This window comes from Mesorhizobium shonense, assembly GCF_040545255.1.
Classification (GTDB): Bacteria; Pseudomonadota; Alphaproteobacteria; order Rhizobiales; family Rhizobiaceae; genus Mesorhizobium; species Mesorhizobium shonense.
Genome location: NZ_JBEPLM010000010.1, coordinates 1 through 14,890, shown reverse-complemented (window position 1 = coordinate 14,890; position 14,890 = coordinate 1). Strand labels below are relative to the sequence as shown.

Below are 14,890 nucleotides of genomic sequence, written 5' to 3'. Positions count from 1 at the left end.
GCCGTTGTGAACCAAGCCCTACTGCCCGGGCTTGTGGGAAAGCCGATCCAGCGCATCTCGAAGCGCAGTGGCGGCACCGCCACGCTCGTCGGCGGACATCAGCTCCGGTTCAAGTTCCAGCCTGAAGTGCGGCAGCTCGGTTCGAACAGCGCGACAAGTGCCCACGAGATTGGCCTTCAGATCGATGACGCGGTAGGTGGCGACGGGATAGGCGATCCCCTTGACCTGGACGTGCCCCATCTCCTCACAATCGATCGTGTCCTTCACCTGCGCAAACGTCTCGTAGGAAATGAGGATGGCCCCTGGAGCCGCCTCCTGTTCCAGGCGCGAGGCGAGATTCACCGCGCCCCCGATTATCGTGTAGTCCATCCGGTCCTCGCTGCCGAAGTTACCGACGGTGCAGTAGTCGGTATGAATGCCGATGCGGCAGCGCAGCGGTGTTTCGATCCCCATGTCCCGCCAGACTTCGGTAAGCTCGCTGATCCGATTTTGCATGGCAAGCGCCATCTGTACGCAAGCCAGCGCGTCCTCCTTGACGCCGCGCGTCTCAGGGTCGCCGAAAAACATCAGGATCGCGTCGCCGACGTACTTGTCGATCGTGGCACCATGATCCGACGCGATTTTCGACATTTCCGTCAGGTAGTGATTGAGGAGCTGGGTGAGATCCTCGGACTCCATCTTGTCGGTCGTTTCGGTAAAGCCGGCGATGTCGGAGAAGCATATTGTCAGCTTCTTGCGCTGACTGGCGATTCTAACGTCTTGGCGGCCGGTGAATATCGAGCTGTACACTTGCGGCGCCAGATATTTGGCCAGCTTGCTGGAGAGCGCCTCTAGAGCCGTGGACTTCTCGGCAAGGTTCTCCTCCCTTTGCTTCAGCTCGGTGATGTCCGAATAGACGGCGACTGTGCCGCCGGCGCTGATCCGCCGCTCGCTTATCATGATCCATCGTCCGTCGCCCCGCCGCTGCACCCATGGTTCGCCAGGGTTGCGGTGCCGCCACAGGCGCTCGGCAACCCACTCATCGATCCGCCCCTCGGCATCCCTGATGTAGCCGCGCTCGGCGGATCGGCGAATGATCTCCTCGAATGCCGTGCCAGGGGTTAGCTCGGCCTCCAGACCGGCGTATAGCAATTCGCGGTAGCGGCTGTTGCTAAGAACAAGCCGATCCTCTCTATCGTAGAGAGCGAACCCTTCGGAAATGCTTTCGATGGCATCGACTAGCCGCTGACGTGCTTCTGCAACGTCGCGCAGGTTCTTTTCCTCGACCTCGACAGCGGTATCCCGGAAGAGGCTCAGCGCCTCGGCCATGCGCCCGATTTCGTCGCTGCCCGCGGCCGGCAGCGGCGCACGAAGATCGCCGCCCGCGATCGCGAGCATGCCCTGGCTCACCGCTCCCAGACGGGCGAGAAGACTGCGGTCGACATAGAGCCAGACGACCAGAACCGAGCTCAACAGGCTGAGAAAGGCAGAGCCCAGGACAACTCCGGTTCCGTAGCGCTGGACGAGCGCGGCTTCGCGCCCGGAGGCAGCGATCTCGCGGTCCGCTGCTGCGACAAGACGGTCGACGGCAGCGGTAAGACTGCGCGACAGCCGATTGTTTTCGGCCAGAAGCTTTTCGCCCTGCGCGAGGACCGCAAGCTCCTCCTCCCGTGCCTTCGGGATGCTGTTCTCACCGTCAGCTAGTGCCTTGAACTCGTCCACCCGCTGCCGGAAACGGGCCTGCAGCTTTTGGTCGATCTCCGAGGAAGCCGTTTCCAGGGCGGCAAGCGAGCGGCGCAGCGGAAACAGGATCAACGCCAGGTCGCCTCGCGTCGGCGCGGTCGCGGCCTTGACCAGCGCGTCGTTGACCGCCGAGATCTCCAGCAGCGCGTTCTGCTGTGGGATGTAAGCCGCAATCGCCCCGACCATGTCGGCCATTGCCGCTGCGCGTCGATCGGGCGACAGCGACGTATCGGCCGCGACCGCCCGCCATTGCGGGAATCTGGAATCCATCACCAGGATGCCGGTGGCCAGAAGGCGGTGGCTTCCGGTCGTCGTCGCGGCGAGGCGGTTCAGGAGCTCCTCCTTGCGGGCGACCACATCGAGCCGGGCGACAACCAGAGAGTCGAGCTCCTTCAGGTTGCGCCTCAGAACAATCGCGGCTTCCTCAATCTCGGCCAAAGGCACTGTGTCCAGCGTGGCGTCCCTGAGGTCAGTGCGCAGCGCCTCGAGGCGGGACATCTCGAGCGCGACGGCAGCCGAGACCTCGCTGTGCTGAGCCCTGCTTGTCGCCGCCAGCACCGATGGCGCGGCAGCAGCGACCCGTTCGGCCTGGCGCGACAATTGCAGGGAGGCCAGTGCCGACGGCACCCGATCCGTGGTAATTCGGTCGACGACGTCGCCGACTTGGAGGAAGGCATAAAGCGCCGCAGCGGTTGCCAGCACCGCAAGTGCGCTGATCCCGAAAAACGCGAACAGCAGCCGGCCGCGTATGCCGAGGCGTTCAAGCATCGCGGTGAGTCGGAACAATCCAGCCACACTGGTCTGCATCAGACTAGACGTCTCAGGCGGCACGCCGGCGCTCGGCGAACCCTATTCAACCGGCACGTACTCCCCGCCCCGCCAGACGTACCAAACCCAGCTCTGCCTCGTGAGGTCGCCCTTGTCGTCGAAATCGACCCGGCCAATGACGGTGTCGAATTGCTGTTCGTGCAGTGCCGCGATGACCGCCTTCGGCTCCAGCGAACCTGCCTTCGCGACCGCCTGAGCCCAAACCTGGACGGCGCAGTAGCTCAACAGCGTGTAGCCCGCGGGCTCGAAGTTCTCCGCACGGAACTGCTCCACGATCGCGGCCGCGCCGGCATTTCGCCGCGGGTCCGCAGGGAAGGTGAACAGGGTGCCTTCCGCCGCTGAGCCTGCGATCAGGGCAAATTCCTCGGTAGCCAAGGAATCTCCGGATATGAGCTGAACCGTGTAGCCACGGTCGTGTGCGGCGCGAGCGATCAGCGCAACGTCGGCATGATACCCACCCACATACAAGACTGAGACGCCGGCGCTCTGCAACGCAGCGACCTCGACTGAATAGTCGTCCTTCCCGGGCGCGTATGAGTCGTAAACAGCTTCAGTCACGCCCCGTTTGTTCAGCTGCTTCCTGGTCTCGTCGGCGAGACCCTTCCCATAGGTCGAATTGTCGTGAAGGATTGCAATCTTCTTGTCGCCCCAGCGATCGGCAAGGTAGTTGCCGGCGATGAACCCTTGCGCGTCGTCGCGGCCGATGGTGCGGAAGACATTGCGACGACCCTGTTCGGTCAGCTGCGGATTGGTCGAGCCTGGGGATATTTGGACGACGCCCGCTTCCTCGTAAACTTTCGATGCGGGGATCGAGGCCCCGGAGCAATAATGCCCGACGACGAGCACCACCCCGTCAGCCACCAGCTTCTGGGCGGCCGCGACCGCTTGCTCGGGATCGCAGAAATCGTCGACCGAGATGAGCCTCACCTTCTGGCCGAGCACGCCGCCCGCCGCGTTGACGTCGGCCACCGCCATCTCCGCGCCGCGCTGTCCCTGCTCGCCGAGCCAGGCAAGCCGTCCCGTCATCGCAGCCGAGACCCCGATCAGCACCTCGGCCCTCGCGGAACTGAACACGGCCGCGAGAATTACGATTGCTATGGCGATGATACGGTGCATGTGTGCACCCCATATGGACGGGTAGTTTACGCCAATCCCGTCAGACCCGACAGCCCCTTCGGCAAGCGCGAGTGCGTGTCATGACTTCGTTCGCCGAGGTCGGAATCGCGCGCCAAATCCATACATTCCACTGGCCGGAGTGAACATCGTGATCGGGTCAGGTCGACGACCTGAATATCTGCTCTCTTGTATCCCGGCCCAAAGCGGCCTGTCCGCAATCGGCCCAAACTCGACGTTGACTGGTCCGACGTTAAGAATTGACGCCTGTCGGTCGCAGATACCGTTCGTACTGTCGCCCAAAAAACCGACTTTGGCTGATTGTCCTTCGGGAAAGCACTTTCCCCACGATAGGCTCTTAGGAACATCGTGCCATGCTGAAGGAAGCTGCTAGGTGTCGGAATTGCAAAACCACCCATGATTTGGTGGTGAAAAAGGCTCTAGGACGTTTAGCGGACTAAGTGGCAGCTTGTTACACAGATCAAGAATGCGTCAGCCTTGAGGTGCTCACCGATTCTGATAATAATTTGAAAACATTATATTATTAGGAAGTTTGCTGGCGAAGATAGCATCTTTCGATTCAACGCTTATGGCGCTGAAAAGATTGAGTTTTTCTTGCTGTTTGTTACACAGTTTGTTGCACAGCCATTGACATGATTTCGAATTACTCCGGCAGCTTTAAAATTCACCGCCCAATCCGCCTGCATCACAGACGCCGACCGAGTTACGCACATTCTCAGTTGGTTTCGTCGTGGCGCAGGTTCAAAGCAATAGGTGAGTCACGTATGACCGCTTTGCGCCGCTTATCGGCCGAAAAGGTCAGCGTTGCCGTTGACCGAAACCAGGCATTGCCGGCGACCACGCTGGAGGTCGCGGTCGCGCCCGCAAAAGAGGGCCGCGCAACCGCTTATTCGGGTACCGCCATGGCGAAGCCGACCCGGATACGTTCGGCATCGGCGGGATCCCGGAATGGCAGCCGCCCGACATGCTCCGAGATGCGATAGTTCGGATTTATCTCTTTCAGTTCCGCCCAAACACGCCGCGCCTCGTCGACTTCGCCGAGGTGACCAAGGGCGGCAATGAGAAACCCGCGCGACAGGTCGGTCTTGGGCGAGAGGCGGATCCGCTCACGGAAGGCCTCGACAGCCTTCTGGTACTGGCCGGCGATGAGATAGGCGGAGCCGATGAACTGCCAGGTCAAGTGTCCCACCAGCGGATCGAGGCGCAGCGCGTGCTCCAGATCCGGAATCGCCTCCAGCGGCGCGCCGTTGTAGATGTTGCCCACCCCGCGCATGCGGAGGGCCAACGCGAAGTTGGGGTTGAGCGCCAGCGCCTTCTCCACTTCCTCGCGATGTCCGGCCAGATCCTTTTCCCAGAACTTCACGATCGCGGCTACAGAGTGCGCATAGGGCAGGGTGGGGTCCTTCTCGAGCGCCAGCCTGCTGTAGTGGCCCGATAGTTGTTGGCTGTCGGTGCGCCCGCTCCAGTGGTTCTGGAAGTCGTGGTTGTAGGCCTGGGCCAGACCAACATATGGTTCGGCATAGTCGGGGTCGAGCTCGATCGCCTGGGTGAACAGCGCGACTTCGCGCTCGAAAGACTCCTTTGTCTTTTCAGGACCGAACAACGCCTCCCGCCCGCGCAGGAAGAGATCGTGCGCCTCGATGTTTCTCGTTGGCGAACGGGCGATACGCGCCGACTCCGCTGGCGTAAGCGTGACTTTCAGCGCTTCGACGATCTGGCGCGTTACCTCGTCCTGAACCACGAAGATGTCGGTGAGGTCACGGTCGTAGCGGTCCGCCCAAAGGTGTGTCCCGGCCGTGGCGTCGATGAGCTGCGCGGTGATCCGCACCCGGTTGCCGGCCCGCCGGATCGAGCCCTCCAGCACCGAGGTCACGCCGAGCTCGCGCCCCACGGTGCGGATATCGATGCTCTTGCCCTTGTAAGTGAAGCTCGAATTGCGGGCGATGACGAGCAGCCCGGCGACCTTCGACAGATCGGTGATGATGTCTTCGCTGATGCCGTCGGCAAAGTACTCCTGCTCAGCATCGCCGCTGATGTTGACGAACGGAAGAACCGCGATTGACGGAGTTCTGGGCCGCTTGGAAGGTGCCGCTTCGCCCCGTTGGGCAGCCTTGGCGACCCGGTCGTCGACCACGACACAGAACACCTGGATGGGGCGCGCAATGTTCTTGACCGCGAAGTCGCCGCGGTCCTCGATATTGATTGGCACCTTATCGCGCACCTGGTCCGCGGCGGTGCGGGAGATGAACACACCGCCGGGCTCGGCCAACGCTTCCAGCCGGGCGGCGATGTTGACGCCGTCGCCATAGATGTCGTCACCCTCGACGATGATGTCGCCGACGTTGATACCGATGCGGAACCAGATCGCGTTGTCTCCAGCGTCGGCGTTGTGCTCGCGCATCTTGTTCTGGATTTCGACCGCGCTGGTCACCGCCTCGACCGCGCTGGCGAACTCGACGAGGGCGCCGTCGCCCATCAGCTTGACGATCCGGCCTGAATGCGAGGCGATGGAGGGGTCAATGATGTTCTGGCGCAGCGTCTTCAGCCGCGCGAGCGTTCCGGCTTCGTCGGTCTCCATGAGGCGCGAATAGCCGACCACGTCCGCCGCGAGGATAGCGGCGAGGCGACGATGTGCACGGCCTTCGGCCATTCAACTTCCTATCGAGTCACGATCAGCAATTCGTCAACTCGTAATTCTATCTAGCCCGTCTGGCAGCGGGACGCCAGATTCGCTGGCCCCGAATGACCGGCTAGGGTCACGTCAGGACGATGCCCACGGCCAACCTGAATGTCCGCTCTTGAAGATTCGCAGACCGAAGCTGCCGGTCCGCTCTCGGCCCCAAACAGGGCGCTGACCTCCTCGACGTTGAGCGACGCAATGGCGGACTATGCGGATTCCTGACCGTTTGTTGCACAGACTAACGACGCTTCGACCTCGAAGCGCTTCTATGAGTTAACTAATTATTTGAAATAATTGACTTATTAGAGAAATTCTGGCGGAGAGAGCGTCTTTCGATTTTACTGCTATGGCATTGAAAATGTTGACTTTTTTACGATGTGTGTTACGCAGTTTGTTACACAGCTACCGTGCCGCGTCTCGCTTCAAAGTCGCTGCTTCGGCCACGCTCCCACTAAACGAAATTCAGAAATAGCTCAGTTGCGACGGCCGCTTTGCGCCTGATTTCAGTCGTTCAATCAATCGATAGCCGACCCTGAAAGCGGCCATTTGTTCAGGGGGACGGATGCAGATGTCATCCGCCAGTGACACATCCGCCAAGCCGATCCTACTTAACCTGCCGGGTAAGTGATTGGGTTTGCCCTACGGACCTGCGGCGGTGACCATGACAGCTGGAGCAGCGACCGCGATAGGCGCAACCTTCGCTTTGTGGTGGTTGATAATGCTCACGATGGCGTTCAACAGAGGCTCAAATCCACCGAAATTCACGTTGGCCTTGTCTTTAGCTACGACCTTCGTCGCGAATACCTTCTTATCGTAGAATTTGGTGGGGTCCTTGCTGGCATTGGTTTTGTTGAACGTCTTCCCCTGATATTGGGTGGCGAGAAGTTTCGGCTCGAATAGCCGTTCAATCGGGGTGTCGATTCCGCCCACCTTGGGGATTGGCACGACGTACATGTTCTGGCCGAGATAGTACCAAGGGTCAGAGCCGTCGACCTTTTTGCCAGTCTTGGTCTTTACCGCTCCAAAGAGCTTATCCGACCCTTCATCATTGTCGCCGATCAGGATGAGCGGGTATTTGCCGCCGCTTTTGAATTTCCTCGTGCGCTGCGCGTAGACGTTTGCCAATTTGCCCAAGTCCCCGCCGCCGCCCCCGAGGTGCTGAAGGGCAGCTGACGTCTTGGTGTATTTGAACAGCTTCACTTTCAGTTCGCCGGCAGCGGTCGCTAGCGCAGGGTATTTCGGCGCCAAAGCCTGTATCGCGGCCTTGAGGTAGATGTTGTCCGTCACACCTTCACACAGCAATACAGGCTTTTCGATGCCGTAGAGGTCGGCATAGTCAACGAACTTCTGGAAAAGGTTTGTGCTGGCCCAGGGCTTTCCGAGCTTGGGTTTGTCCTCCGTGTCATCGGCCGCTGGCTTGGTCTTTGGGCATCTCCCGCGAACCTGATAGATGTAGGCAAGTCGCCCTCTCAATTTGGTAAGCGGGAAAGGCTGCTTGACTCCGCCGACCATGGTGAAGCACGCGCCATCCATGAATAAGTGGTGGCACATAGCTGCCACAGTGGCGTAATAGTCGGCCGGGATGTTAACTTTCTGGTTGATGACGACCCCGGTCACTTCCTGCCGGGACCAGTCCAGCAACATACGGGTCTTGGCCGGGTTGAGCTCGAATCCTGCCCGTTCAATGGCCTTCACCAGCTTCGAACCCGCCTCCCAAAGGTTGAGGCTTCCATGTTCACGACGACCTATGGCGGCCGGGAATAGCTTCTCATTGGTGGAGAACGTGATGTCGTCAGCGTAGCGGGTGTAGGTGCAGTTATGCTGCCGGGCTAACTCATTCAGACGGATGTCGAGCACGCTTGCGATGAGATTCGAGATAACAGGGGAACATGGACTTCCCTGTGGCAGCTGGTTATCGTGGCAGGCGATCTGCGCGAGAATAGTGGCAACGTCCGAATCTAGCTCGAAATCCTTGTGCTTCATGAAGAAGCCGCGAACCCGCCCGAAATTCAGGCTCGGGAAAAAGTCCTTTAGGTCGACATTGAAAACGTACCGCCGCTTTCGGTGGTTCTCCCCATTCGTCATGATCGAAAGGTTCTTTTTAAAGCCGTGCGCCAAGATGCAATCGGCCTTATTCACCCGCGTCTTTTCCAACACCTGCTCGATTTCCAGCAAGTCGTTGGCGAGGCGCTTCTGGACAGCTTTCAGAGCTTTGTGCGGCGCCTTGATGGTGCGTACGCCGCCCGCCTTCTTTGAGACCGTGAACTCTTCGTATTTCGGCGGAAAGCCCGGTTTATCGAGCTTGTATAGGGCATAGGAAAGATGGGCTGGCATGACGTCAAGAATCTTGGCCACGTCGGTCAAGTCCCTGGCTTTTCTGTAGAGCGCTAATTTCAGCGACACTGTCATGGGGCGGCTTGCGGATACTCCTACGCGATCCAGCGTATCATCGCTTAACGTAATGCTCCTCGTCGTCGCTCTTCGGGAAGCACTAAGGCCGTCTTGCTTTCACCTGTGGAGAACCCCCACAGAAAAATCTATCCGCAAGCCGATGCTGATTGAACAAGCCGCCATGCTGTGACGCAAGGGCGGCAGCCCGTTATCAACAAGCTAGCGCTGAAGCTGGTCCAAGAATTCCGGCGCGATTCACCTTCCTTCGGTCTGTCCGCACCGGCATCACACTCCGTTCCAGCCCGAAGTACTTGGCTACAACGTACGCAATGACCGCCGCCGCAACCTCGAAAGGGCTTTTGTTCTCAGCTGCCAGTGTTCAAAGGAGGTCGACGCGAGCCTCCAGCCGGATTTTGTTGGTGAGTTAGGCCAGACGGCGCCTGGCGTCCTGCGGCCGGGATCAGATTACCACGTTAAACTTGAGAATGCAGCGCGACCCGATCCACAGGGCCTCGTCAGGCTGCTCGCTACTGATCTCGAAATGGAAGCGCGGATTATCCTGTCCCCGGTCTCGATCGGATCCTCGGTGCGCTCAGTGAAAGGCTACTTCTGAAGCACCACGGGACGGGGTGCCACCGATAAGGGCTGGATGCTGTAGCGCGCGGGGCGATGCTCGTCCTTGTTCCTATGCGTGCAATCTACGCTTGCAACGGCGATTACCGCTATCTGAGAACCAAATCCTATCCACATGTTGACTGGCACGTCGCTATTGGCGTTCTCGCAAGAATAAGTAAACTTAATCGCTGTCCTGGCGATGCGATCGCTGTCGAGATCAGGGGCGGGGTGGGTGAGGACTAAGAACACGGCGGCGCCGCAGGCGGCCGGCTACATCCTTCAACTTGAGAGGGCCCTCTATCATCTGGCACTTGCCGGTGCGGGGGCCGTGGTGGCCGTCGAGCATCTGGATGACGTCGCCGTCCAACGGGACGGAAGAACCGTTCTCCAAGAGCAGGACAAGAGCACAGCCGCACCTAGCGCCAAACTGCTCGCGGACCGCGGTAAGGCGATCTGGCGGACGCTGGAGATTTGGCTGCTGCAGCGCGAGGCGCCGGAAGCGGTCCCGTGTGAGCGCTATCTGTTCTTCGTTAATAGGCCAGTCGACACGCCGATTGCGACTCTCGTGAAAAGGCGAATGCGACAGAAGGCTACGTCGTTGGATGTCTTGGCCGCTCTGCGCGCGCAGGGGACATCGCCCAAAAAAAGCAATGCCAGAACGATCAGTCAGGCTCAAGCCCTGATCGACCGGGTCCTCCAGCGATCCGACGAGGATCTGACCGCGCTCATCGACCGTATCGAGATCGTTGAGGCCGGCGACCCAGCGGCGGACCGGGTGGCCATGGCTAATGGACTGGGGCTCAGCCGCCGGGTCAATGTGGACGACATCCTCGACGGTCTCCTTGGGTGGCTGACGCGGCTGATGCGGGAGGAGTGGAGCGCCAGCCGGCCCGGCCTCATCACCCGCGACGCGGTCCTGCTACAGAAGGACGCGCTTCAAGACCGTCAGGCACGTGGCCGGTTCCTGCCCAGGGCGGCCTCGGACATCGTGGTGTCCGAAACGGATCGAGCGGGCGCCCTGTCGAGAACCTTTGTCGAACACCTTGGTCGGATCGAGGCTGGGGACGACGACATTGTCGACGCCGTCGACCACTTCCTGAAGTTCAATGTGGAGAAGCACCGTTTGGTCGTCGAGGGCGAAATCGCGGACCGGGAGTGGCGCGACCGCGGCGAACGCCTTCGCGCCCGCTGGCGGACTTTGATGCGCCGGCTCTCCAGAGAAATGAAACCCCGGCCGGCGAGGGAAATTGGGCAGGCAATTCTCGCCGATGCGACCTACGAGCATCAGGAACCGCTCGACGGGCAGCCATGCGGCGAAACCTACATGACCTCCGGCCACTACCACCGGCTCGCGGACGAGAACGAGGTCTGGTGGGACCCGACCTATCTCCCGGAGCACACCCGTGAAGATTGACCACGAGGAACTCCTCGCCCGAAACCCAGCCCTTGTCGCGAGCGCCTTCTGGCATGTGGCGCACCGTCATGCCGGGGCTGCTCAAGGCGAACCGCCTATCCTCCCCGTATTCTTTGTCAGCGCCGCGATGCTGCTGCACAGGGCCACGGTGACCAAGATCCGCGCGATGCAATTCGACAGTGGAATGTTGAAGGCGGTCGTCGAAGCACCCGATCTTCTCGCCGGCCTCCAGGGTCGCGTCGAGTCCCACGCCGACACAACGCTGAGCGCGCTTCAGGTCGGGGTCGCCTCGGGGCTGCTGGTCCGCGAGGGTGGAGACGGGTTTCCCCGTTTCCGTGCCACGGGCGGCAACGATCTTCCTTCAGCCATCCGGGATCTCGATCCCCCGGTTTCCCATGTCCTCAGCGCGGCCAAGCGGCTGGGGACTTGGTTCGCGATGGATGGCTTCGACGCCGCCCGACGTCAACTGAACATCGAGTTCTGACCTATGAAGCTTTTCATTCGCGAAATCGTCATCTGGCCGGAAGACGTCAAATTCCAGCCCCGGACTCTGCCCTTCGATCCCGGCGCTGTGTCGGTGGTGACCGGCTGGAGCGGCACCGGCAAGTCGTCGATCGTCAACATCATCGATTATGTGCTGGGATCTGGCACCTGCTCGATTGCGGTGGGCGCCATCCGAAACGCAGTGTCTTGGTTCGGCCTGACCATCGAGACGGACAACGGCCTGATGCGGATCGCCCGCCCGAAGCCCGCGGCTCGGCAGGTTTCCGAAGACATCTGGATTCAAGATATAGACTCAGTTGGCCAGCCGCTGCCGGCGCGCCCGCACGCGAACTCGAGCGTCACTAGGCTAAAGGTCCTGCTGGATCTTCGATCCGGCCTGTCGAACCTCGCCCTCGATCCCGAGAGGGAGCAGGGCTTTGGTGGTCGGGCGAGCTTTCGCGATCTTGCGGCGTTCAACCTGCTGCCGCAGCATATCGTCGCCAACCCTCACACCCTGTTCTTCAAGGCGGACTCCTCACACCACCGCGAGACCCTGCGCCACGTCCTTCCGCTGGCCATGGGCGTCGTGACCAATGATGACCTGGTCCGGGCCCATCGCCTTAAGTTGTTGCGCGACGAGCAGCGCAAGCTGGAGACCGAGCTTCGCACTCGCCGCAACGCCCTGGAAAACTGGAGTGCTAACGCTCGCGGCTCCTTCTTCCGCGCCCAGGAGCTCAGCCTCCTGCCGCCCGGCGATCCTCCCGGCGATCTGGTGGGATTGCTGAACGTCCTCAAGGAAGTCGTCGCCGCTGGCGGTCAGTCCGTGGCGGCGCCGGGTAGGGTTTCCGTCGCGGTCAACCGGCTTGACGAGATCCGCCGGCAGGAGGAGGTGCTCGACAAGAAGATCAACGCAGAGCGGCGTCGTCTCCGCAAGTTGCGCAGCCTCTCCCGCTCTGTCGTCGACTATGCTGATGTGCTCGCCGAACAGTCGGCCAGCGTGAAGGGCGTGGGCTGGTTCAAGTCCCACGTCGCTGGCGAGTCCTGCGTGTTGTGTGGCTCGGATACCGAGGTGGCGAGGTATGCTCTGGAAGAACTGAACGAACTGATTGCCGAACTGGAAAGCCTTTCCGCCGGCGCGACTACGACGCGACCAATGGTGGATCGGGACCTCATCGCGGTCCAGACCACTCTCCTGCAGGCGGAGAACGACCTGTTGACGCTGCAGCGGACCCGACGAGAGTTCGAGGTCGTGGTCGACAATGAGCGCGGCCAATCCCAGAGCCTGGAAAACATCTACCGGTTCATCGGATCAACCGAGCAGGCGTTGCGAATGCTAGGTGACATCCAGGGGGATGAAGGCCTCGAGGCCCGCCTCGACAAGCTTCGTGGCGAGATTCGGGAAATCGAGCGTCAGGGCAATGAGGAGGAGCGCCGCAAACGGGCCCAAGAAGTCCATGGGCGGATCTCCAGCTACATCGTCCGCTTCATCCAGCACCTCGGCATCAAGGGCGCGGACGGTCGTCCGGTGCTTGACGAGCGCGAACTGAACCTTCGCTTCGATCACGAAGGCTCGAAGGGCTCGGACTATCTCTGGGAAATCGGCAGCGGCGAGAACTGGATGGCCTACCACCTGGCGGCGCTACTGGCGCTGCACGGGGTCTTCCTCGCCAGGGCCCAGAACAATCCGGTGCCGACCTTCCTCGTCATCGACCAGCCCAGCCAGGTCTACTTCCCGAGCGATACATTCGAGCAGATCGTTACTGGAGACGACGTGTCCGGCGCCGCCGAGGGATCGCTCGAGGCAGACCGGCGTCGGAAACGCCGCCTTAGCGACCTCGAGAGCACTCAGAAGATCTTCTCGAGTCTGGCCCGGGCGCACAAATCCTTCGAATCGAGCTTGCAGATCATCGTGCTCGACCATGCCGACCGGCACGCCTGGGGCGAGATCGAGGGGATCAAGGAAGTCGAGAATTGGCGCGGCGCCGCGGACTTCCTGATCCCAGCTGAGTGGATTCCTGACGACGGCGACCATGAGCGGTCTGAGGAGATTGATTGAAGGTATTTGAACGACCTCTGCCAAGTAATCTTGAATCATCGTTGCACAAGAGAGATGGACGTCAATTCGGCCAGACGCGAGCAAGCTACATCAGTTATCGGGGGAACGGCAGCAGCGGAGCAGCGAATTGCACATTGATAAGCCGCGCGTGTCCGCGTCCTGGACGATGTCCAATCTCTGGACCCTGCCGCAAAGCGAACTGTCAGGCGGTAATCTGCAAAGGCCTACTTCCAGCCCCAGATGCCGCGCAGATTGGATAGTGCTGCTATGATGGCAGCCCGAAGCGGTGTCGGTCGCGACAACATCAGCGATTTCACCACGAACCTCATCAAGGACTATCTTTGCAGATACACCGAGAAATTCGCCGCCGAGCATTTACTCCCGGATGCGGTGCGCGACTGTCATCTTTTCGGATTTCGGCGAGGAAAAGGTGACGGAAAGCAGCCACCTTGAGAAGGTTTGCTTGGTTTCCGACGCGCTGCGGTGATAAATTTCTACACCACTCAATCTGACCTATGGGCAATGCGGCGGCAATGTCCCACTGGCTCCGGACCGCGCTAAATTGGATCAAGGTTGAGCTGATTGATCCAGCCGCGACAAACATTCTCGACGATCGCTCTGAAAGATCGGACTCCGGCTGCTGTAGAGATAACAACCTGTGGCCTGCCGTCTTGGTGACCCTCACCGAACAAAGGTTGTGCATGGGAGATTTCGATGACGCGTCCATTCTTAGGGACGTGGATGACATGGTTTGCGTTCAAAACGCCGTGCTCAACTGCGTCGGCAACCTCCCCAAGTATTTTCACGTCATCGGGCCGGTTTGTTCCATCTACCGCAACCAAACCGCCGATGGCATTAAACAGCGCCTGCTTGTTGTTGGCATGGATATGCGCCAGAGCGCCCCGGGCGAATGCTGCCTCGGCAAAGTGGTGAAGAAAGAGCGCTGCGGTCATTGCGGTGCGAAGGGTTTCATAGCTAGCGTCCTGCGCAGCATCAGCATCCGGACCTTTATACAGGTCAACGAGGACCACCTCCCACTGGATAAACCTGGCAAGGGTCGAAAAGAGCTCGCCAACGTGCTGGATGCTGGACGGCACCTATATGAGATTTTTATAATATCAGCGCCGTTGTCTCTTCTGGCGACGTCGCGCTCTGAGCGCTCGTGACGATGTTCTAAGACGATGCCTGCCATGTGGCCGAGGGCCGCGCCAAATTATCGGTCTCAAGGAGGCCTGCCGATGCAGAGCGAGCCAGGGCAGCGGCACAGAAAAGGGCCTGGGCCGCCCAAGAAGCCGGTCTCGGGCCGTGATCGTTCCGGCTGCCGCCCTGAAGAATTCCTGTCGATCTCGGGTGTCGCCAATGCGATCGGACGGCACGATTTCAGGTTTCGATCCAAGATCATGGTCGTGTCCCATCAGGTGGTGTAGCTCTGGGGTTACGAAGCCGCTCGCGAGCGCGCCGTTAGTAGCGCTGTAGATGCTATGGGTCGAGCGGCGAGGGTGTGGCATCCTTTGGCGCTGTTGAACCAACCAAAAGGAGCGCCACCATGTCGCAATCATTTGACGCG

At 60.3% G+C, this 14,890-nt stretch carries 9 protein-coding genes; 4 read left to right on the top strand and 5 right to left on the bottom strand.

The window, feature by feature from the left end; translation table 11 throughout:
* Positions 1–18 precede the first annotated feature (18 nt).
* The 4 genes from ABID26_RS23500 to ABID26_RS23485 all read right to left on the bottom strand — a co-directional run bounded on the left by ABID26_RS23500 (position 19) and on the right by ABID26_RS23485 (position 8,773).
* Positions 19–2,490, bottom strand: a complete 2,472-nt coding sequence (locus ABID26_RS23500; protein ID WP_292299791.1) for an adenylate/guanylate cyclase domain-containing protein — start codon at positions 2,488–2,490, stop codon at positions 19–21.
* 81 nt (positions 2,491–2,571) lie between these two features.
* Entirely contained in the window at positions 2,572–3,666 is a 1,095-nt protein-coding gene (locus ABID26_RS23495) for a branched-chain amino acid ABC transporter substrate-binding protein (protein WP_292299733.1), read from the bottom strand.
* A gap of 904 nt (positions 3,667–4,570) precedes the next feature.
* Entirely contained in the window at positions 4,571–6,334 is a 1,764-nt protein-coding gene (locus ABID26_RS23490) for an adenylate/guanylate cyclase domain-containing protein (protein WP_292299734.1), read from the bottom strand.
* Positions 6,335–7,003: 669 nt separating this feature from the next.
* The gene (locus ABID26_RS23485) at positions 7,004–8,773 is read right to left on the bottom strand and encodes a retron Ec67 family RNA-directed DNA polymerase/endonuclease (RefSeq protein WP_354416811.1); all 1,770 of its coding nucleotides are present in this window, start codon (positions 8,771–8,773) and stop codon (positions 7,004–7,006) included.
* A gap of 829 nt (positions 8,774–9,602) precedes the next feature.
* Between ABID26_RS23485 and ABID26_RS23480 the strand changes: the two genes are divergently transcribed.
* The 4 genes from ABID26_RS23480 (at position 9,603) to ABID26_RS23465 (ending at position 13,776) form a co-directional block, all read left to right on the top strand.
* Entirely contained in the window at positions 9,603–10,784 is a 1,182-nt protein-coding gene (locus tag ABID26_RS23480) for an ABC-three component system protein (RefSeq protein WP_354416809.1), read from the top strand.
* Positions 10,774–11,268 carry a three component ABC system middle component gene (locus tag ABID26_RS23475; protein ID WP_354416807.1) on the top strand — a complete coding sequence of 165 codons (495 nt, stop codon included), beginning with the start codon at positions 10,774–10,776 and terminating at the stop codon, positions 11,266–11,268. Before ABID26_RS23480 ends, ABID26_RS23475 begins: the two co-directional genes overlap by 11 nt.
* Before the next feature lie 3 nt (positions 11,269–11,271).
* The gene (locus tag ABID26_RS23470) at positions 11,272–13,323 is read left to right on the top strand and encodes a DUF3732 domain-containing protein (RefSeq protein WP_354416806.1); all 2,052 of its coding nucleotides are present in this window, start codon (positions 11,272–11,274) and stop codon (positions 13,321–13,323) included.
* Between the two features lie 267 nt (positions 13,324–13,590).
* Entirely contained in the window at positions 13,591–13,776 is a 186-nt protein-coding gene (locus ABID26_RS23465) for a hypothetical protein (protein ID WP_354416805.1), read from the top strand.
* A 104-nt stretch (positions 13,777–13,880) separates the two neighbouring features.
* Here ABID26_RS23465 and ABID26_RS23460 read toward each other — a convergent pair whose 3' ends face one another.
* Complete coding sequence (locus ABID26_RS23460; protein WP_354416803.1) at positions 13,881–14,420, bottom strand: hypothetical protein; 540 nt, start codon at positions 14,418–14,420, stop codon at positions 13,881–13,883.
* Positions 14,421–14,890 lie beyond the last annotated feature (470 nt).